This is a genomic window from Desulfurobacterium indicum (assembly GCF_001968985.1).
In the GTDB taxonomy this organism is placed as follows: Bacteria; Aquificota; Aquificia; order Desulfurobacteriales; family Desulfurobacteriaceae; genus Desulfurobacterium_A; species Desulfurobacterium_A indicum.
This window is the reverse complement of record NZ_MOEN01000006.1, coordinates 1-20,269: the sequence shown is the minus strand read 5'-3', so window position 1 is coordinate 20,269 and position 20,269 is coordinate 1. Positions and strand designations below refer to the sequence as shown.

Below are 20,269 nucleotides of genomic sequence, written 5' to 3'. Positions count from 1 at the left end.
TTTGAATTTATTAAAACATACTAATATGTCAAGCTTTTTCAGCACATTATTGATAATAATTACTATTAAACTTTAACTCCGAAACCCTCCCCATTGTCCTTAAGTTATGATAAATTATTGTTATAACAAAAGAACAGGAGAAAACGTGAAAATCATCATTGTCGGCGCCGGTCAGGTCGGGAAAGAATTAATAAAAAGGGTAAAGAAAGAGTGGCATCTAACAATAATCGACAACGACGAAAACAAACTGAAGCAAATTGTTGAATTTTTAGACAGCGGAGCTTTAAGCAGAACTGTTTTAATCCAGGGAGACGGAACAAGTAAACTCATTCTTAAAAGGGCGGGACTTGAAGACGCAAAAGTCTTCGTCGCATGCACGGGAGACGATGAAGCAAACCTTGAAGCGTGCAGAATAGCCAAAGAACATAACGTCCCATCAATATACGCAGTATCCAACCATATAGACCATGACGAATGGTTTGAGAGAGAAGGAATAGAATGTGTTAATAAAGCAGTCGCAACAGCCTCTTTACTTGAGAGGAGAATCTCTTCCGGCGTCGTTACGGCAACAAACATAGGTTTAGGAAAAGGAGAGATCGTTGAAGTAACAATACTGCCAACTTCCATGCTTGTAGGTTATCCTGTAAGTAAGTTTACTTCAAGAAGGTGGAGAATAGTTGCAATATTTAGAAATAACAAGCTTCTTCTTCCCACAAAGAAAACAATAATAAAACCTGGAGACAAAGTTCTGATCGTAGGTGAACCAAAAATCCTAAAGCACATAGTAGGACTTATACGTTCAGGAGAAGCTCAGTTTCCGGTTCAGTTTGGTTCAGAAGAGGCTTTACTGGTCAAATCCAATGATCACATAAATATGAGAGCTGTTAAAGACGGCACTTTCATGGCAAAGAATACAAAAATAAATTCAGTATCTATTTTTACCTGTTTCCCAGACTCTTCCAACATAAAACATATTTTCGAAACAGAAGCTCCGGATCAAACGATAAAAACGGAACAGTTGAAACTGTGTGAAAAAGATTTCGCAGAAAAAGTAAAAGATGACGACATAGGAATAATCATAATGCCTGACCTTTACAAAGAATGGCCCCTTTACTTTGGAATCAAAACACTTCCAGTAGAGATAGCTGAAGATACTCTCTCCCCTGTGCTAATAGGAAGGGGAACTACACCTTACAAAAAAATTCTGGTTCCTGTTTCTGGTTCTTTCAACGGTTACAGAGCTCTGGAAATAGGAATAGAGATAGCCCTCCAGATTGAGGCAGAAATCTCTGCGGTTTACGTTACAACAGATGCATCAACAGAAGAAGAAAAGATAAAAATAATACAAGATAAAATTACAAAGTTTTCAAGCTTATATAAACAGGAGATAGATTTGATTGTAAAAGAAGGAAATCCGATTTCCGAAGTTGCCAAACTCAGCAAAAAATTCGATCTGGTTATACTTGGTGCAAGAAAAGGTAAAAAGACAAACTGGTTTAACCCTTATCCACCTTACCATATGCTACATAGAACGAAGTGCTCAACTCTACTTACCTGCGTAGGTGAATAATGGATAAACACCTTGTAGTTTCTATTGTTCTTCTAACTTCAGGAATATTTCTGGCACCTTTTGCCAGTAATATGTTGAGAATACCCGTAGCTGTCGGGGAAGTTATATACGGAATTATATTGGGCAATTCTTTCCTCCATTTAATTCATCAATCTCAATGGCTTGATTTTCTATCCAACTTTGGATTCCTGGTTTTAATGTTCATGGCAGGACTTGAGGTAAAACTCACAGAAATAAAAGAATTGACACTTAAAGAAAAACTTACAGTGTTTTTTGTCCCTATCCTGATTTTTATCGTTGCCTTTATATTCGGAGGTTTCTTCCACCTTAAAACAATCGTTTCTATAGCCATAGGAGCTGTCTCTGTAGGAATTGTAGTATCTGTCCTTAGGGAGAAAGGTATCCTTTCAACACATTACGGGAAAATTCTCTTTCTAACAGGAACTGTCGGAGAATTTCTTAGTATTTTTGTTCTAACAATTTATTCAATAATAGTTAAATTCGGATTCGGGCTTCTCTTCTTTATAAAGATAGCTCAGCTAATTGCTTTCTTTACGGTAGCCAGAATCATCCTTTTAATCTTAAAAAGTTTAATGTGGTGGTATCCGAAAGAAATTAAAATATATTTTGAAAAGAACCCAACAGAAATAGGGGCACGGATAAGCCTTGCAATAATGTTCGCTTTGTCCGCTCTTGCAACACTAATCGATGTTGAACCAATATTGGGAGCGTTCATCGCCGGTATGATCTTTTCAACGGTCTTCCCAAATACCGAAAAGATAGAAGAAAAACTTTCCGGAATATCCTTTGGATTCTTAATTCCTGTATTCTTCATATACGTAGGTATAAAATTCCAGATGCCTCACATCAACGAACATCTGCTTATTCTTTTAGGACTTTTAACAGTAGGAAGTTACATTGCCAAAATACTACCTTCTCTTCTTCTCACGGTTACCGGAATCGACCTCAAAAAGGCAGTATCAGCAGGATTTCTCCTTTCTGCTCCTTTAACCCTTGTAATCGTTACAGCAGAAATGGGAAGAGCAATGAACCTTATAGACCATCATCAGGAAGCAGCCCTTATTCTGCTTGCTATAATTACGGGCGTAATATCACCTGTCTTCTTCAACATACTTAACAAGGAAAACAAAGTTGAAAGTAGCGATTCTTGACGGATATGTTGACGAACCAACCTGTCTCGGCGTCCCCCCTTATCTATCAACATATCCAAGATATGTCGCCGGTGCTTTGATAAAGAGCGGTCTCCCAGAAGAGAGTATCACTTATACAACTATTGATGCATTCAGAAAAAATGTGAAAGAAAAGGAAAAAATAGTTACAGCTGACATTGTATTCGTCATTGCAGGACTTACCGTTCCCGGCAGATATTTAGGAGGAACTCCGATAACGGCAAAAGAACTTGAAGAGATAGGAAAATTCCCGATGTTCACCATCGTCGGCGGCCCCATGCAGTTTGGCTTCTCCATGAGAGGCGGAACACTGGCAAAAAGGTTAGACCTTTCCGGTTACAACCTTATAGTAAAAGGAGATATAGAAAAAGCAGCTCTGATTATCGGAAAAAGTCTCTTAGAAGGGAAAAGCTTACCGGAAGGCAACCTTGAATTCAAAATAACTCCCCGGGAAGTCGATTTAATAGCTCCTCTTGGTGCTTTCATAGTAAATGAGCACCCTAATTTTCCTCACATAATATGTGAAATAGAAACATATAGAGGATGTGAAAGAAAAAGGCACTGTTCCTACTGCACCGAAAAGTTCTACGGAAATCCTGAATTCAGAACCATTAAAGGAATAGAAAAAGAAGTTCGAGAACTCTTTAATCACGGCGTCAAGTTTTTCAGAATTGGAAGGCAACCAAACATTTTAGGTTTTATGGGAAAACCTACAGAAGGGGATTTCACAAAGCCATCTTCAGAAACCATCTGCACTCTTTTTAAAAAGATAAAAGAAATCGGAAACATAAAAACATTACATATAGACAACGTAAACGCAGGAACAATCGCTGTCTTTCCCGAAGAATCGGAAAAGGCTCTAAAGTGCATAGCCACTTACGATACAGAAGGTGATGTTGCCGCCTTTGGACTTGAAAGTGCCGATGAGACAGTAATAGCAAAAAACAACCTCAAAGTAACTCCGGAAGGAATAGAAAAAGCAATAGAAATAGTCAACCGTGTCGGTGGATTCAAAGAGAGAGAAAACGGACTATACAAACTATTACCTGGAATAAATTTTCTGGTCGGACTTCCAGGAGAAACAAAGAAAACCTTTGAAAAAAACAAAGATTTCCTGAAAAAAATTTTAGACAGAGGGCTTCTTTTAAGAAGAATTAATATAAGACAGGTCATGGTTTTTGAAGGAACAGACATAGCAGATATGGTCAAAAACCCAAAAACTAGATACAAACGAGAATTTGAAAAGTTCAAGCAGTTTGTAAAGGAAGAAATAGAACTTCCCATGATAAAAAAGGTGTTTCCAACAGGCACGCTAATAAAAGATGTTCTTCTCGAAGCCTACGACGGCGGCCACACCTTGGGAAGGCAACTTGCAACGTATCCGATACTCATCAGAATCCCTGACAAACTGCCTTTAAACATGATGATAGACATAACTGTTGTAGGGCACAGAGAACGCTCTGTTATCGGGCTACCCTATCCGCTTAACATAAACAAAGTATCGTTAAAACTTATCTCTTTCTTACCAGGGATATCAAAGAGAACAGCTTCAGACATAATCCTGAAACGACCCTTTAAAAACAAAGAAGAATTCTTAAAACTTTTCTCGGGACTTGAAAAGGTTGTCCAGTACATCACTTTTGAGTGAAAACATCAGCGGTTTTCTATATAATCCTTCCTGCACGGTTGAAAATCGTGTATTATCCTTTTAAATTTAAATTGCAAATTGTTCTCAATAAGGAGAAGATATGAACGAGAAATTTGTGGCTTTGATAATATTAGACGGCTTCGGATACAGTCCGGAAAAAGAAGGAAACGCAATTGCACAGGCAAACACCCCCTTCTGGGACTATCTATGGTCAACATACCCCAAAGCTCTTCTCATAGCTTCTGGAGAAGCGGTTGGACTTCCTGAAGGTCAGATGGGAAATTCAGAAGTCGGACACATGAACATAGGTGCAGGAAGGATCGTATATCAGGACATTGTAAGAATAACGAAAGCCATAAAAGACAGAAGTTTTTTCGAAAATGACACTCTTAAAAAACTTATGAGAAACGCAAAAAATAAAAGGCTCCACCTTGTAGGACTGCTATCAGACGGCGGTGTTCACAGCCATATAAAACACCTATTTGCCCTTCTTGAAATGGCTAGAAAGGAAGGGGTAAAAGAACTTTACATTCATGCAATCCTTGATGGAAGAGACACACCACCAAGATCCGCGGAAAAATATCTAAAAAGGCTTTTAGAAAAGACAAAAGAACTCGGGATAGGTAAAATAGCAACTTTAGGTGGAAGATACTATTACATGGATAGAGACAAAAGGTGGGACAGAACAGAAAAAGCATATAACGCAATGGTATTGGGAGAAGGAAAAACGGCAAAAGGTCCTATTGAAGCACTTCATGAAGCTTACAAAAACGGTGAAAACGATGAATTTGTCACACCTTTTGTCCTTGATAAAAACGGAATCGTAAAAGATGGAGATTCTGTATTCTTCTTCAACTTCCGAGCGGACAGGATGAGACAGATAGTATCAGCCCTTGGATTTGATAACTTTGATGGTTTCAAAAGAAAAAAAGTTGTAAAACCCCTGATAGGGACAATGACACTTTATGAAAAAAGTTTCCCGTTTGATGTTGCATTCCCGCCACAGAAGCTTACAAACGTTCTCGGTGAAGTCATTTCAAAAAAAGGATACAAACAACTGAGAATAGCAGAAACAGAAAAATACGCCCACGTAACCTACTTCTTCAACGGTGGAAGAGAAGAACCCTTCCCCGGCGAAGACAGAGCTTTAATACCGTCACCAAAAGTGGCCACTTACGACCTTAAACCGGAAATGAGTGCATTTGAAGTGACAGAAAAATTCATAGAAAAACTAGAAAACAACGATTACAAGCTTTTAGTCCTTAACTTTGCAAATCCTGACATGGTCGGTCACACAGGAATAATGGAAGCTGCAATAAAAGCTGTGGAAACGGTTGACATCTGTCTTTCAAAAGTCGTAAAGGCAGTCCTTTCAAAAGGCGGAGCATGCATAATAACGGCAGACCACGGAAACGTTGAACAGATGATCAACAAAGAAACGGGGCAACCGCAAACCGCACATACAACCAACCCCGTACCTTTTGTTGTCGTAAGAAATACATGCAGAACCTACAAAATAGGCAGAAGAAAAAGCAAGGAAGTAGAAATCCCAGAGGACTTTGGAGGTGTTAAAATAGCAGGTATCCTCGCCGACATAGCACCAACAGTTCTTTCACTGCTCGGCGAAGAAAAACCGGAAGAGATGACAGGCGAAAATCTCGTTATAGAGGAATAAAATGATTAGAAGGGCAATATATCCCGGAACTTTTGACCCGGTGACGCTCGGACACCTTGACATTGTTAAAAGAGGTCTTGAAATATTCCCCGAACTAGTCATAGGAATAGCCGAAAATCCAAGGAAAAAACCGCTCTTTTCAATAGAAGAAAGAAAAGAGATGTTCATAGAAAGCCTGAAGGAGATAGGAATAAACGGAAGAGTAAAAGTAAAGACGTTTAACTCTCTCCTGGTTGAGTTTGCAAAACAGGAAGAAGCTATAGCAATAATAAGAGGAATTAGAATCATCTCTGATATGGACCACGAATTTACTATGGCGTCAATAAACAGAAAACTCTATCCAGAAATAGAAACTGTCTTTCTTATGCCATCCGATGATTACGCTTACCTTTCTTCTTCCGTTGTTAGAGAGCTGGCATTTTATGGCGGCGATGTAGAACAATTTGTAACACCTTTCGTAAAACAGAAACTTCTCGAGAAAATGGGAAGAAAAGATTGAAGCTTACAGAAGAAGCAGTAAAGAACAAAATAGTATTTCTGGGAACAGCCGGCGCCCGCTACGCCGCTTTTGGATTGATAAGGCAGGCCGGCGGAATGTGGATTAACATTGAAGGGACAAACCTTCACATAGACCCTGGACCAGGCGCATTCATATATACTCACAAAAAAGGGCTGAATCCTCACTGGCTGTCAGCAATAATCGTCTCCCACAGGCATCTTGACCACTGTGCCGACGTAAATCACGTCATTGAAACGATAACTCTCGGAGGAAAAAGAAAAAAGGGAATTCTTCTGTGCCCTGAAGACGCCATATCCGAAGACCCTGTCGTTCTCAAATTTACAAGAAACAATCTTCAAGAAATTGTTATCATAAAGGAGAGATTATCTAAAGAAATAGAGAACGCAAATGTATCATTCCCCATAAAGCATGTTCATGGTGTAGAAACATACGGAACCATCATAAGAAATAAGTCAAACACTACTTCCGTAGGCTATATAACCGATACAAAGTTTTTCGAGAAACTGATAAAAGCTTACTCAAACGTTAAAGTTCTTATAATGAACGTAACGCTAAAAGATCCAAGACCAAATATTCCTCACCTTTCAACGGTTGATGCAAAAATGCTAATCGAAGGGATAAAACCGGAAGTTGCCATAATGACCCATTTCGGAAGAACAATGGTCTATGCAAAACCATGGGAGATAGCAGAAAATTTAACAGATGAAACAGGTATCAGAACAATAGCAGCATGGGATAACATGATATTCGACCTTGAAACGTTAAAACCTGTTAAACAGCGATAACCATAACACCAAAATTTTTCGCTTTCCTGATAACTTCATCCTTATCAATTATAAATGTCTTATCTGCCTCAATGCAAAGAGCTTTACCACCTAAAGAACCTATCTTTTCAATAGTATTAACACCTATGGTAGGAACATCAATCCTCATATCCTGATTCTTTCTTGCTGCCTTGCAAACGACAAAACCTTTTCCTGCAAGTTCGGCAGCCCTTTCAATACATCTATCCGTTCCTTCTATACCTTCCACAGCCACAACAACACCTTTTTTAACAACAACTGTTTGGCCAATATCAAGAGTGGCAATCTCTTTTGCAATTCTAAATCCAAACTCCACATCTTTCTCAATATCTCTGGTGAGTTTACCAATAAGAACACCTTGAGCAGGAAGAAGATGGGAAAGGAAAGGTGTAGGATCAACAACTTCAATACCAAGCTTTCCTATCTCTCTTATGATACCACCTATTATCGCTTCAGCCCTTTTATCCTTTAAAGAAAAAAGAAAAGTAACGGCTTTAAAATCAAGATTTTTAAAAGACAGAGCCTCCGAGTGTTCAACCTTTCCGAGAATTGCCATCTTATCTGGACGCTCTTTTTTAACAAATGATAAAAATCTACCCAGCTTAAACGGTTCTATTTCATAAACCCTATCGGCAGATCCGTAAATTCCAGGATCAGTTATCCCCTTAATAGCAAAAAGAACGGTTTCATATCCTTGTTTAGAAGCACTTTTTAGAAATTCAAGAGGCAGTTTACCGCTTCCAGCAAGAAGTCCTATCTTCATCTTTCTTTTGCAATCCTGTCAAGAATGGCATTTATGAATTTAGGTGACTTTTCGTCCTCACCGTATTCTTTCGCTATTTCAATAGCATCATTTATTATTGCAGGAACCGGAGAGAAAGAACCTTTAAGAATTTCTGTTGTTGCAAGGCGCAAAATAGCCCTATCAACAGGGAGAAGTCTGTCCAAGCTCCATCCCTTTTTTATAAACTTTGATATAACAGTATCTACTTCTTCCTTGTTAGACACAACTGCATCAAAAAGACTCTCTGCCAGAGATAGAACTTCCGAAGATTCTCCTTCCGTCTCCTCTCTGTAGAATGACTTAACCTCTTCAGGCTCGAAATGTCCAACATCATACTGATAGAGCATCAAAATTGCATGCTCTCTTGCTCTTCTTTTATCTTTATTCGAAAGTGGCATTATTAATCCTCGTTTATCTAAATAGATTAACCATCTCTATCGCTGAAAGTGCTGCTTCCCAACCTTTATTGCCCGCCTTTGTCCCGGCCCTGTCTATTGCCTGCTCAACCGTATCGGTTGTAAGCACTCCAAAAGCCACCGGTTTTTCAAGTAAAAGGGAAACACTTGCTATTCCCTTGCTGACTTCCGCTGCAACATAATCAAAATGAGGTGTTTCCCCTCTTATAACTGCTCCAAGGGCTATAACAGCATCGTAATCTTTTTTACCGACTTTTTTCACTGCAAGCGGAAGTTCAAAAGCACCGGGGACTTTATAAATATCAATGTTTTCTTCACTTCCCCCGTGCCTGACTATGCAATCCACGGCACCTTCCAAAAGCCTGTCGGTTATGAATGCGTTAAACCTGCTGACAATAATTGCAAACTTTAAACCTTTAGCATTTAGATTCCCTTCGTAAACTCTCATTATAATTTCCTTTTTAAAGGTTTTGATTGATTATATCAGAGGGAGAGGGCAAAACCCTCTCAAAATATCAAGAGTAGTTATTTTCCAAATCTATCACACAGTGCCTTCAAGGTTCTTTCAGCACCTTCCATTATATCTTTTATTATTTCTTCTACGGTCTCTTCTTTATTAACATAGCCAACTACCTGACCTACCATAACGGAACCCCACTCTATATCTCCCTGCTCTGCAGCAAGCCTCAATCTTCCCCTTCCAAGCTCTTCAAGTTGTTCTTTCGGAGCACCGGAAAATTCAAGCTCTTCAAATTTCTTTGTCAGCTTATTTTCTATAAGCCTAACTGGATGTCCCGTTGTAAGACCTGTTACAGTAACCTGATTAAACCTTGCTTTAAGGATTTTCTCTTTATACTTAGGATGAACGTTACACTCTTTAGCAGCAAGAAAACGGGTTCCCATCTGAATACCTTCAGCACCGAGAGCAAATGCGGCAGCAGCTTGTTCTCCAAGAGCTATACCACCAGCTGCAATAACCGGTATTGAAACGGCTTTAACAATAGCCGGAATAAGAACCATTGTTGTGAGTTTACCTATATGACCTCCGGCTTCCATACCTTCCGCTATAACTGCATCACATCCTATCCTTTCCATTCTTTTAGCAAGAGCATCACTTGCAACAACGGGTATAACCTTTATACCTTTCTCTTTAAAAGCAGGAATATATTTTCCCGGATTACCTGCTCCTGTCGTAACAACAGGCACCTTCTCGTCAAGGCAAACCTGAATGATCTCTTCAGCATTAGGCATCATTAACATTATATTAACGCCAAAAGGCTTGTCAGTTAAATCCTTACACTTTCTAATTTCTTTTCTCAACTCATCGGCACTTCTATTTCCACCGGCTATAATTCCAAGACCTCCAGCATTTGAAACAGCAGCTGCAAGTTCACCGTCAGCTATCCAAGCCATCCCGCCCTGCAGAACAGGATATTCAATACCCAGCAGCTCACATATCTTCGTTTTTATCATGCCACCCTCCTAAAGTCTAACTATACAAGAACCCCACGTAAAACCACCACCGAATGCAACCATTAAAACGAGATCTCCTTTCTTAACCTTTCCTTCACGAACAGCCTCATCAAGGGCTATCGGAATAGAAGCTGCACTTGTATTGCCGTAACGATTCAAATTAATAAATATTTTATCATTTTTAATACCTAGCCTTTTCGCCACGGCATCTATAATCCTGACGTTAGCCTGATGAGGAACAAGCATACTTATCTCATCTGCAGAAATACCTGTCTTTTCAAGAACCCTTTTTGCAGAGTCTGTCATTGTTCTAACCGCTACTTTGAATACTTCATTTCCCTTCATATAAAGATAATGGGGTGGCTCACTGTTTGAACCGACACTTTCAACATAAAGAAGATCTCCATAAGAACCATCAGCACCTATGTCAAAACCTAAAATCCCCTCTTCTTCCGACTGTTCCAAAACAACCGCTCCGGCACCGTCACCAAATAGAATGCAAGTTGTTCTGTCTTCCCAGTTTAGAATCTTTGAAAATCTCTCCGCTCCAATAACAATGCTTTTTTTTATATCTTTGGAACGCATAATAGAGTCCGCAACATAAAGACCATATATAAATCCTGTGCACGCTGCAGATATGTCAAAAGCAAGTGCCTTTTTATTTTTTAGATTTGATTGAACGATACAGGCTGTTGAAGGGAAAAACATATCTGGAGTGGCGGTAGCCGTCAGGAATAATTCAATATCTTCTGCCGATTTACCAGAAAGAGCATTTAAAACTGCTTTGGTTGCCATCTCGGACGTCGTTTCGCTCTCGGCAATCCGTCTCTCCTTTATACCGGTTCTTGTAGTTATCCACTCGTCAGAAGTCTCTACCATCTTTTCAAGATCAAAATTGGTAAGCACCTTATTCGGAACATAAGAACCCGTCGCAACAATCTTAATTCCCATCTATCTTCCCGTATTTTTCCATATTTTCTTCTATATGTTCAACGACTTTCGTTTCGGCAAACTCAACGCCGACACGAAGGGCATTTTTTATAGCTTTAGCATTAGAACTACCATGAGCTATTATAACAGGCTTTTTAAGCCCAAGTAGAGGTGCTCCTCCCCATTCTGCATAGTCAATACGTTTTTTAAAACCCTTTATGGCAGGAAGAAGCGTTAACGCACCAAGCCTTGAAATAAAATGCTTCTCTATCTCTTCCTTAAGAATTTTTGCAAGGATTTTAGCAACACTTTCACTGAGTTTAAGACAAACATTACCGACAAAACCGTCACAAACTATAACATCAAAATTGCCGTTATAGATGTCTCTGCCTTCCGCATTCCCTACAAAATTAAGGCCTTTTTCCCTCGCTTTTGCAAGAAGTTTAAAGGTTCCTTTTGTGAGCTCATTCCCTTTAGTATCTTCCTCACCAATACTTAAAAGACCTATCCGTGGATTTTCTTCTTTTAAAACATACCTTGCGTATGCCTCTCCCATTATCGCAAACTGGAAAAGATGAACAGGTTTGCAATCAACATTGGCACCAACATCAAGCAGGAAAGTTTGACTTTTAAGGTTTGGCAATATCGCAGAAATAGCCGGTCTATCAATCCCTTTTATCCTTCCAAGAGTAAATAGGGAAACGGCCATAACAGCACCAGTATTACCAGCACTGACAAAAACATCACCTTCCCCGCTTTTTAAAAGCTTTGCCCCTACATGGAGGGAGGAGTTCCTCTTTTTTTTCAAAATTTCAGAAGGCTGGTCCTCCATAGAAACAACATCTTCCGCATTAACAATTTCTATGGAAGATACAGGAAAGGAATACTTATCAAGCTCTTTTTTAATAGCTTCTTCTCTTCCAACAAGAAAAACCTTATAACCAAACTCCTTTACCGCCTGCACGGCTCCCAAAACGGGAACATAGGGGGCGTTATCACCCCCCATGGCGTCAAGGATAACCCTCATATTACTCTTCTACCTCAATTACCTGCTTACCGTTATAGTAGCCGCAGTGCTTGCAAACTCTGTGAGGAAGCTTTGGCTGATAACAGTTAGGACATACTGAAATAGCAGGCTTCGCAGCTTTCCAGTGTGTTCTTCTTTTATCTCTTCTCGTGCTTGACACTCTTCTCTTTGGAACAGCCATCTCACTTCTCCTTTCTATCAAGTTTTTCTTTCAATTCTTTAAGTTTATCCCAGCGACCATCTTTCGTCTCTTCATCCCATTCTCGATAATCAACCACCTTACACTCTCTACCACAAAGAGGTTTAACAGGAAGATTCAGAAAAATCTGCTCCCTTACAACCTCTGAAAGATCCATCACATCTTCATCGGAAAACTTAACATCCAGTTCTCCGTGTTTTATCTGGCCTTCTGTTATTTCGGATGTAGGCATAAGATCAAAGGAAAAATCTCGATCTATCTTTTCCTCATACTCTTTATCACAACGGCTACACCTTAAAATTACATTGCCCTTTATATGACCTCTGACATTATAACCTACAGCTCTTTTATATATCTCAACATGCAGAGAAAACGGCGTTGACTTTACCACTTCATCTTCAGGAAGTTCCAGAACCTTTTCACTAAATTCAGTATCAACTTTCAAAGGTTCTTTTACCGTAATCTCTCTTAAATTAACATAACGCTTCATGGCCGAACCACCCGAACAGAAGATTAAATAATTAGTCTGTGGTATGATAACAAAATTACGAGAGGTAAAGTTATGCTTTCTAACCTGAGAATGCAATTGACCCTAACGAAAAATTTAATACTTTTAGTTAAACAACTTTAAACCGGAGGACATGATGATGAAGAAACTCTTAACCGCTCTAACAATTATAACAGTTGCTACCACCCCAGTAATGGCAAAGTCAAAAATCATTGCAAAAGTAGACAACGTAACAATTACGCAGCAGGACCTTAACAATCTCTTAGACTCTCTACCGACCCAATATGATAAAAACGACCCAAAAGTGAGAAAAGAGCTGATAAAATTCCTGATAGATCAGGAAATTTTAGTTCAGGAAGCCAGGAGAGAAGGAATTGACAAAGATCCAAAAGTTAAAAAGCAGATAGAAAACACCATAAAGCAGATACTGGCAACCGCCCTTTTGAACAAGAAAATTCCAGAAAGCAAAATAAAAGTTACAGATAAAGAACTTAAAGCTTTCTACGAAAAACACAAAAATGAACTTAAAGGTCTTGACGGAAAGCCAGTTCCCTTTGACCAAATCAAGAATTTCCTGAAAGCACAACTTATCAAACAAAAGCAACAGCAAGCTGTCGAAGAATACATAAACTCAATCAAGAAAAATCACAAAATTGAAATAATAGGAGAAGGGAAATGAGGTGGCTCTTCTCCCTTTTTCTTTTTATCACATTGACATTTTACGCCGACGCAAAAATTCTGGATTATGTGGAAATTACAGTTAACAACATCCCGATTCTCCACAGCGAAATCGAGAAGTATGCTTCCGAAAACAATGTAGATGAAAAAAGCGCGGCAAAAGAGCTAATTAACAAAGCTCTTCTCCTATCGGAAGCCAGAAAGGAAGGTTTGTCCATAGACAATAAGACCTTTGAAACGGCACTTGAAAATCTTGCAAAGGCAAATGGGTTTAAAAACGTAGAAGAATTCAGGAAAGCCGTTGAAAAGGAAGGAATCCAATGGAAAGATCTTAAGAAAAAACTGGAAGAACAACTGCTGATACAAAAACTAATTGCCTTAAAGATAAAGAGAAACCTTAAAATATCCGACGGAGAGATAGAAAAGGTCTGCAAAGCAGAGGGAACAAAAGCAAGAGAAGTGTACTACGTGGTAACCGATAACAGCACACTGGCAGAAGAGATAAAATCCTATCTAAAAGAAGGACTACCCTTTAAAAACGCAACCAAAATATGCACTCAAGAAAACAACTGCAAAAGCGGATTCATCGGAAACGTAAAGAGAGGTATGCTCCTTCAACCCATAGATAAAATAGTCTGGAGCTCAAAAATAGGAGTGCCTCAGACAGTTACTATCAACGGAAAAATCTACGTCATTTACGTTAAAGGAGAAAAACAAGCATCATGCAACACGGAAAAGATTAAAGAAAAACTCCTGAAGAAAGAATACGCAAAAGCCCTAAAATCCCTCGTAGAAAAATTAAGATCAACTGCCCACATAGAATATTTCAAACCGTGAGGATAAATTAGATGGTAGTTGTTGAACTTAAACCATTCAATGAAATCCTTAAACTGATATCACCGTACAAAAAAGTGACTGTTCTGGGATGTGAAATAGGCTCAGGAAGGTGCATGCAAGGTGGCTTGAGAGAGGCGAAAGAAATCGCTCAATTTTTAGAAAATAACGGGAAAGAGATAACAGAAGTTTTAACGATAGGCGGAACATGCCTTATAGAAAAGGTAAGAAAACTTGAATTCAAAGAAACCGACGTCATCATCTCTCTCGCCTGCGGAGCAGGAACACAGGTAGTAGCAGAAGAAACAGAGATACCGGTTGTAACAGGCGTATCAACACTATTCATAGGTGCTGACTGCCACAGAGAAGTATTCTATGAATACTGCATTGCCTGTGGAGACTGCATAATATCTGAAACCGCAGGTATATGTCCCATAGCAAGATGTCCGAAATCACTCAAGAACAGCCCCTGCGGCGGTGCAATAAACGGAATGTGTGAAGTAAACAACGATACTGAATGTGTATGGTTCACTATAGAAAGAAAACTCAAAAAACTGAAACAACCATTTAGAATAGGAGAACCAACCTTTATAGATTTCTCCAGATCAAACCATCCGAGGCGGTTTAAAAATGAGCTTTAGCGAAAAGATAAACAACGGCAAATTCATAATAACAGCAGAAGTGGCACCACCAAGAGGAACATACTATCAAACAATAATAGAAGGTATTAAACCACTGAAAGGCTACGTTGACGGGTTCAATGTAACGGACAACCAGCGATCAATGGTAAGAGCCTCATCTATTGCCATGTCCAGAGTGCTTCTTGAAAACGGCTTCGAACCGATCTGTCAGTTCACCGCAAGAGATAGAAACCGTATAGCTCTCCAATCGGATCTTTTAGGAGCTTACATACTCGGTATCAAAAATATCTGTTTAATGACCGGTGATTTCACAACTTTAGGCGATGAAAAAGGAGCAAAACCGGTATTTGACGTTGATTCTCTACTAATGTTAAAAATAGTTAAAACCCTCGAAGAAGGACACCTAATAAACGGGAAAGAGCTAAAGGGGAAGCCCTCATTTAACGTAGGAGCCGTTTTCAATCCTTTTGCAGGACCTGAAAAACTACAGATTGAAAAACTCAGAAAGAAGGTAGAATTAGGAGCAAAATTTATACAAACTCAACCTGTTTATGACATAGAAACCGCTAAAAGAACACATGAAATTATCAAAGAGACAGGGGCAATACCTATTATAGGATTACTGCCTATAAAATCATTAAAAATGGCAAACTTCATAAAAAAACTTAACCCCAAATCAGTCCCCGACAAATTTATCGAAAAACTGGCAAGTGCAAAAGACCCTCACACATACGGCTGGGAATATACCCTTGAAATCGCCCACGGCATAGCCGAATTCGGCAGGGGCATACATTTCATGCTTGTCGGAAAAACCTATGAACTTGCGAAATTTATAGATTACTTGAAAAACGAAAGTCCATATAACCACAAATTTTAATTACAAATTTTACGGAGTCAGATTTATGGACAAGATACCCGTTCACGTAGGCGTAATAATGGACGGCAACGGCCGATGGGCACAAAAAAGAGGTCTGCCCAGGATAGAGGGCCACAGAGTGGGAGCAAACGTCACCGTTGAAATTGTTAAAGCAGCCAAAAGGCTTGGAATAAAATATTTATCTCTATACGCTTTCTCCACAGAAAACTGGAAAAGACCAAAAAAAGAAGTAGAGTTCTTATTTAACCTTATGTATGAATACGTAAAATCAAAACTTCCTCTCTTTCTGGAAGAAGACGTCCAATTTAGAACCATCGGAAGGCTTTGGCAGTTACCAGACTACTTAAAAGAAGGCTTTAAAGAAATCGAAGAAAAAACAGCCCACTGTAAAACAATGAAAGCTGTATTTACGGTAAACTACGGCGGCAGACAGGAGATAATAGATGCCGTTAACAAAGCACTGAAAGAAGGAGCAAAAAAGATAACAGTAGAAACCATAAGACGAAACCTTTACATGCCGGAACTTCCCGATCTTGATCTTCTCATAAGAACAAGCGGCGAAATGCGTATATCAAACTTCCTCCTCTGGCAGTCTGCATACACAGAACTCTGGTTTACAAAAACACTATGGCCTGATTTCACACCAGAAGAATTCAAGAAAGCAATAGAAGAATACGGCAGAAGGGAAAGGAGATTCGGAGGCATCAAAAGTGAGTGATAGAATAATTGGAGCCTTGATAGTTATTGCCTACGCTCTTATTATGCTAAAGGCGACCGGTGCCTTTTATTTGTTTCTGGTTCTCTTCCTGGGACTTCAAATCATCGGCGAATTACTTGACATAACTGGACTATCAGAATACAGATTTGTGCCTTTTGTAATATTTACTTTCTCAATTGTTCTGTTCAGCCATCTCCACCATAGAGAAATCATCGTACCGCTCACAATCCTATCGCTTTTCTTTTACCTCACAATAATTGAAAATATCGAGAGCAAAACTTTCTTTCCTTTTACGCTAACATTCACATACATAACCATCGGTATAGGAAGTATCGCAACTTTTAACTGGAAACTTCTGGTATTTCTCATTTCAATAGTCTGGTCTGTAGATACTCTGGCATACCTGACAGGACGCTATTTCGGGAAACATAAGCTTGCCCCCGCCATAAGCCCTAAAAAAACTGTAGAAGGCTCAGTAGGTGGAAGTATAGGAGGAACAATAATATCTTTGATAGTCGGAACCAGACTGGGAATTATCAACTATTCTGCAACCACTGTAGGAATTCTTTTTGCTTTAACGATCATCTCCCAGATCGGTGATCTATTTGAAAGCTATCTTAAACGATATTTCGATGTGAAAGACTCCGGAAACACTATTCCGGGACATGGAGGCGTGCTTGACAGACTGGACAGCTCCATAGCCGTTGCTCCATTTCTCCTAATGTTCTTAAACAGTGGCATAAGGCTATTTTAATGTTAAAATGTCTGTCTAACTTTTAACGGGAGGAAGACAGATGGAAAAGATAGAAATAGCTCACGGAAGCGGCGGAAAATTAACAAGAGAACTAATAGAAAATCTATTCTTAAAATACCTTGATTTTGAAGAACTAAAATCGCTTCAAGATGCATCCTACCTGAAACTTTCATCACCAAATATCGCCATGACGACAGATTCATACGTTGTAAAGCCTTTTAAATTTCCCGGCGGAAACACAGGCAAACTCTCGGTGTGCGGAACAATAAACGACCTCACCGTGAGCGGAGCAATACCAAAATACCTATCGCTGGGACTTATAATAGAAGAAGGATTCTCTCTTAAAGAACTGGAAGACATAATCTCCACAATAGCTAAAACGGCAAAAGAAGCCGGGATAGTAATAGCTACGGGGGATACAAAAGTAGTTGAATCGGGAAAATGTGACGGCATATATATAAACACAGCAGGTATAGGAGAAATAAAAAAAGAACTCTCCCCAAAATTTGTAAAACCGGGAGACGTTGTTATCGTAACTGGCTATATCGGCGACCACGGAATAGCAATATCTCTGGCTCGTGAAGAATTTGACATGGAAATCCCCGTAAAAAGCGACTGTGCCCCTTTAAATACACTTCTTACTCCTCTGTTTGACATTTCTGGACTCAAGTGGATGAGAGATCCGACCAGGGGGGGTGTGGCAACCGTTACGGTTGAACTTTCAGAAATGAGCGGTTACGGTATAAAACTGTTTGAGGATAAAATCCCTGTTCGAGAAGAAGTAAAATTTGTCTGCGACATGTTAGGATACGACCCGCTATATCTTGCCAATGAAGGTAAAGCACTGATAGTAGTTGATAGAAAAGACGCCGAAAGCACTCTCAATATTCTAAAAGAACACCCGTTGGGGAAAGACAGCGCAATCATCGGAGAAGTAACTGATAGTTTCAAAGGAGTCAGGTTAAAAACCAGAATCGGCGGTGAAAGGCTTCTTGACCTTCTCGAAGACGATCCCCTTCCAAGGATATGTTGATGATAGTGGAAACCGACATACTAAAATTTCTGGCTCTTTCCTACACATTTGTTTTGCTTGTAATTATCTTTGACAGAAAAATGGAAATAGGACTGTGGAAAGAGCTTGCCGTCAATTCAATTCTCTCTCTAATCCAGCTAATAGGAATAGGAGCTGTCTTAATTTTTCTTTTAAAATTCAACTCCAGATTAATGACCTTTTCTATTATCATCGTTATGATATTCAACGCTTCGTGGATAGCGTTAAGCCGTTTTAAACTCAAATCTTACGACAAGAAAAAGATCTTCTTTTTGATATTCATAACCATTTTATTTGTCACTTTAACCGTTATCGGTCCGCTCCTCGGAGTAGGTTTTGTAACCTTCAAACCTACAAAAATCATTCCTATGTGCGGAATCATTGTCGCCGGAGGAATGAGAGCACTTTCTTTATCCTTCAATTTTTACAAGGCAAGATTGAAAGACATGGAAGATTTCATAGTATCGTTGGCAGCCATCGGTGCCTCTGATATGAAAATATTCGGTATTATATTTAAGGAAATTCTAAGAAATGCAACCATTCCTATGAGAGACATGATGAAAGCAGCGGGAATTGTTCACATTCCCGGCATAATGGTAGGTCTCTTAATGGCAGGAACATTCCCACTTAAAGCTGCAATTATTCAATTTACCGTTTTATCGTCAATGCTGTTTGAGTATGCACTTGTACCAACAATGTTCATGCTTTTGTGGATAAAAATTTTTGGATTAAAGTTAGAAACAGAATAGGGAGGAATTATGAAAGTTAAAGAATCAAAAGAGATAAGACTGCAAAAAGTAGTAACCAAAACCGGAGCCGAACTTTACAGAATCATAGTTTCTCCTTCTCTTTTTTACCTTGAACAGAATCCACTAAAACCCTCAAAATACGGAGTTGCATACAAAGAACTTAAAAAAGCATATCCAGACTTTTATATGTTCTGGGAAATCAAAAACGGCAAGTTTACAGGGAGACTTTTAACAGCCACTTTCCTTGACAGAGACGACATCGACCGGTTTATAGACTCCATAATAACCGACGAAAGCTACAAAGAGTATGAAGACGTTAAAGACGAGTTTTAAAAGTGTTGAAGTTCAGAAAGAAGGTGGACACCTTACAATAACATTTGAACACCACAAGAAGGAGGTGTCCACCGATGAAACAGTTAAAAAGATACAAAGTAACATACCTCCATACATCAGACACAAATACGACATTCAAAAAAAACCCTGAAAAATGGCTCAACAGATACAAAAGATACGGAATAAAAGGACTAAGAGACAGAAATAGAAGGCCCCACAGAGTAAGACAACCTGAGACACCACCAGAGATAGAAGACCTCATAATCACAATAAGGACAAAATTCCTCACCTGGAGCAAAGAAAAAATCTCAGTCTTCATGAGAGAACACCTTCAAATAGAGATTTCACCATCAACAATTTACAGAATTCTCAAAAGACATAAGCTCATAGAGAGAACCAGAAAGAAAAGAAACAACTACAGGAAAAGGAAGGAAAGAGGAAAAAAGAACCGCACCAGAAGAGGACTAAAAGCAGACAAACCCGGAACCGTCCTGATAGACGTCAAATACCTCTACTGGTGCGGAAAAACCTTTTACCAGTTCACAGCGATAGATAAGTTTACGAGAATAAGGTTTGCTAAGGTTTATTCTACAAAAAGTAGCAAGAATGGGAAACGGTTTTGGTAGTGTACGATATTTTGTGTAAGCTTGAGAAATGGGATAACCTCCTGGGGAACACCCCACAAATACCAACCCCAGGAGGCAAAAATGGAACTACAGAAGATTTTACCAGACCTAGTTAAGGAAGTGGTAAAGCAAACCTTAGAGTCAATCATGACGGCTGAAAGAGAAGTGTTTCTTAAAGAACATGGAGGAACAAAGAACGGCTTTTACGTTAGAAACTTAGATACTGTTATCGGTAAGCTTGAAAATCTGAGAATTCCAAGAGATA

23 protein-coding genes and 2 pseudogenes are annotated in these 20,269 nt (G+C 39.2%); 17 read left to right on the top strand and 8 right to left on the bottom strand.

Annotated elements, in window-relative coordinates; translation table 11 throughout:
- The first annotated feature begins 145 nt into the window (after positions 1–145).
- The 6 genes from BLW93_RS02500 to BLW93_RS02475 all read left to right on the top strand — a co-directional run bounded on the left by BLW93_RS02500 (position 146) and on the right by BLW93_RS02475 (position 7,388).
- Positions 146–1,570, top strand: a complete 1,425-nt coding sequence (locus BLW93_RS02500) for an NAD-binding protein (RefSeq protein ID WP_076712541.1) — start codon at positions 146–148, stop codon at positions 1,568–1,570.
- Positions 1,570–2,742, top strand: a complete 1,173-nt coding sequence (locus BLW93_RS02495) for a cation:proton antiporter (protein WP_076712540.1) — start codon at positions 1,570–1,572, stop codon at positions 2,740–2,742. The genes BLW93_RS02500 and BLW93_RS02495 overlap by 1 nt, the downstream gene beginning before the upstream one ends.
- Entirely contained in the window at positions 2,723–4,408 is a 1,686-nt protein-coding gene (locus tag BLW93_RS02490) for a radical SAM protein (RefSeq protein ID WP_076712539.1), read from the top strand. Before BLW93_RS02495 ends, BLW93_RS02490 begins: the two co-directional genes overlap by 20 nt.
- Positions 4,409–4,508: 100 nt before the next feature.
- Positions 4,509–6,083, top strand: a complete 1,575-nt coding sequence (gene gpmI / locus BLW93_RS02485) for a 2,3-bisphosphoglycerate-independent phosphoglycerate mutase (RefSeq protein ID WP_076712538.1) — start codon at positions 4,509–4,511, stop codon at positions 6,081–6,083.
- Between the two features lies 1 nt (position 6,084).
- Positions 6,085–6,582, top strand: a complete 498-nt coding sequence (gene coaD, locus BLW93_RS02480) for a pantetheine-phosphate adenylyltransferase (protein WP_078058070.1) — start codon at positions 6,085–6,087, stop codon at positions 6,580–6,582.
- A complete protein-coding gene (locus BLW93_RS02475) occupies positions 6,579–7,388 on the top strand; it encodes an MBL fold metallo-hydrolase (protein WP_076712537.1) in 810 nt (269 codons plus the stop codon). Before coaD ends, BLW93_RS02475 begins: the two co-directional genes overlap by 4 nt.
- On the opposite strand, the gene BLW93_RS02470 is transcribed toward BLW93_RS02475, so the two are convergent.
- The 8 genes from BLW93_RS02470 to BLW93_RS02435 all read right to left on the bottom strand — a co-directional run bounded on the left by BLW93_RS02470 (position 7,375) and on the right by BLW93_RS02435 (position 12,725).
- The gene (locus BLW93_RS02470; protein WP_076712536.1) at positions 7,375–8,169 is read right to left on the bottom strand and encodes an LpxI family protein; all 795 of its coding nucleotides are present in this window, start codon (positions 8,167–8,169) and stop codon (positions 7,375–7,377) included. The genes BLW93_RS02475 and BLW93_RS02470 overlap by 14 nt on opposite strands.
- Positions 8,166–8,588: a transcription antitermination factor NusB gene (gene nusB / locus BLW93_RS02465; RefSeq protein ID WP_076712535.1), complete on the bottom strand. Its 423-nt coding sequence runs from the start codon at positions 8,586–8,588 to the stop codon at positions 8,166–8,168. The genes BLW93_RS02470 and nusB overlap by 4 nt, the downstream gene beginning before the upstream one ends.
- 13 nt (positions 8,589–8,601) lie before the next feature.
- Positions 8,602–9,054 (bottom strand): 6,7-dimethyl-8-ribityllumazine synthase, encoded by a 453-nt coding sequence (gene ribH, locus BLW93_RS02460; RefSeq protein WP_076712534.1) that lies wholly within the window; start codon positions 9,052–9,054, stop codon positions 8,602–8,604.
- Positions 9,055–9,131: 77 nt separating this feature from the next.
- A complete protein-coding gene (gene fabK, locus BLW93_RS02455) occupies positions 9,132–10,079 on the bottom strand; it encodes an enoyl-[acyl-carrier-protein] reductase FabK (RefSeq protein WP_076712533.1) in 948 nt (315 codons plus the stop codon).
- A 9-nt stretch (positions 10,080–10,088) separates the two neighbouring features.
- Positions 10,089–11,030 carry a beta-ketoacyl-ACP synthase III gene (locus tag BLW93_RS02450; protein ID WP_076712532.1) on the bottom strand — a complete coding sequence of 314 codons (942 nt, stop codon included), beginning with the start codon at positions 11,028–11,030 and terminating at the stop codon, positions 10,089–10,091.
- The gene (plsX, locus tag BLW93_RS02445; RefSeq protein WP_076712531.1) at positions 11,020–12,036 is read right to left on the bottom strand and encodes a phosphate acyltransferase PlsX; all 1,017 of its coding nucleotides are present in this window, start codon (positions 12,034–12,036) and stop codon (positions 11,020–11,022) included. Before plsX ends, BLW93_RS02450 begins: the two co-directional genes overlap by 11 nt.
- Before the next feature lies 1 nt (position 12,037).
- Positions 12,038–12,217 (bottom strand): 50S ribosomal protein L32, encoded by a 180-nt coding sequence (gene rpmF / locus BLW93_RS02440; RefSeq protein WP_076712530.1) that lies wholly within the window; start codon positions 12,215–12,217, stop codon positions 12,038–12,040.
- A gap of 1 nt (position 12,218) precedes the next feature.
- Positions 12,219–12,725 carry a YceD family protein gene (locus BLW93_RS02435; RefSeq protein WP_076712529.1) on the bottom strand — a complete coding sequence of 169 codons (507 nt, stop codon included), beginning with the start codon at positions 12,723–12,725 and terminating at the stop codon, positions 12,219–12,221.
- Positions 12,726–12,879: 154 nt separating this feature from the next.
- Here BLW93_RS02435 and BLW93_RS02430 point away from each other — a divergent pair, with 154 nt between their 5' ends.
- The 11 genes and pseudogenes from BLW93_RS02430 to BLW93_RS02380 form a co-directional block, all read left to right on the top strand.
- Entirely contained in the window at positions 12,880–13,422 is a 543-nt protein-coding gene (locus tag BLW93_RS02430; protein WP_076712528.1) for a peptidylprolyl isomerase, read from the top strand.
- Entirely contained in the window at positions 13,419–14,258 is an 840-nt protein-coding gene (locus BLW93_RS02425) for a SurA N-terminal domain-containing protein (RefSeq protein WP_076712527.1), read from the top strand. The genes BLW93_RS02430 and BLW93_RS02425 overlap by 4 nt, the downstream gene beginning before the upstream one ends.
- A gap of 11 nt (positions 14,259–14,269) precedes the next feature.
- A complete protein-coding gene (locus tag BLW93_RS02420) occupies positions 14,270–14,896 on the top strand; it encodes a methylenetetrahydrofolate reductase C-terminal domain-containing protein (protein ID WP_076712526.1) in 627 nt (208 codons plus the stop codon).
- Positions 14,886–15,773 (top strand): methylenetetrahydrofolate reductase, encoded by an 888-nt coding sequence (locus BLW93_RS02415; protein ID WP_076712525.1) that lies wholly within the window; start codon positions 14,886–14,888, stop codon positions 15,771–15,773. Before BLW93_RS02420 ends, BLW93_RS02415 begins: the two co-directional genes overlap by 11 nt.
- A 25-nt stretch (positions 15,774–15,798) precedes the next feature.
- Complete coding sequence (gene uppS / locus BLW93_RS02410; RefSeq protein WP_076712524.1) at positions 15,799–16,491, top strand: polyprenyl diphosphate synthase; 693 nt, start codon at positions 15,799–15,801, stop codon at positions 16,489–16,491.
- Positions 16,484–17,245, top strand: coding sequence for a phosphatidate cytidylyltransferase (locus BLW93_RS02405; protein ID WP_076712523.1), 762 nt, complete (start codon positions 16,484–16,486; stop codon positions 17,243–17,245). The genes uppS and BLW93_RS02405 overlap by 8 nt, the downstream gene beginning before the upstream one ends.
- Positions 17,246–17,285: 40 nt before the next feature.
- A complete protein-coding gene (gene hypE / locus BLW93_RS02400) occupies positions 17,286–18,278 on the top strand; it encodes a hydrogenase expression/formation protein HypE (RefSeq protein ID WP_076712522.1) in 993 nt (330 codons plus the stop codon).
- Positions 18,278–19,045: an ABC transporter permease gene (locus BLW93_RS02395; protein WP_076712521.1), complete on the top strand. Its 768-nt coding sequence runs from the start codon at positions 18,278–18,280 to the stop codon at positions 19,043–19,045. The genes hypE and BLW93_RS02395 overlap by 1 nt, the downstream gene beginning before the upstream one ends.
- A 9-nt stretch (positions 19,046–19,054) precedes the next feature.
- Entirely contained in the window at positions 19,055–19,378 is a 324-nt protein-coding gene (locus BLW93_RS02390; RefSeq protein WP_076712520.1) for a DUF7132 family protein, read from the top strand.
- 74 nt (positions 19,379–19,452) lie between these two features.
- Positions 19,453–20,001, top strand: a pseudogene (locus BLW93_RS02385) (helix-turn-helix domain-containing protein); the annotation flags it as partial.
- 24 nt (positions 20,002–20,025) lie between these two features.
- Positions 20,026–20,269, top strand: a pseudogene (locus BLW93_RS02380) (hypothetical protein); the annotation flags it as partial.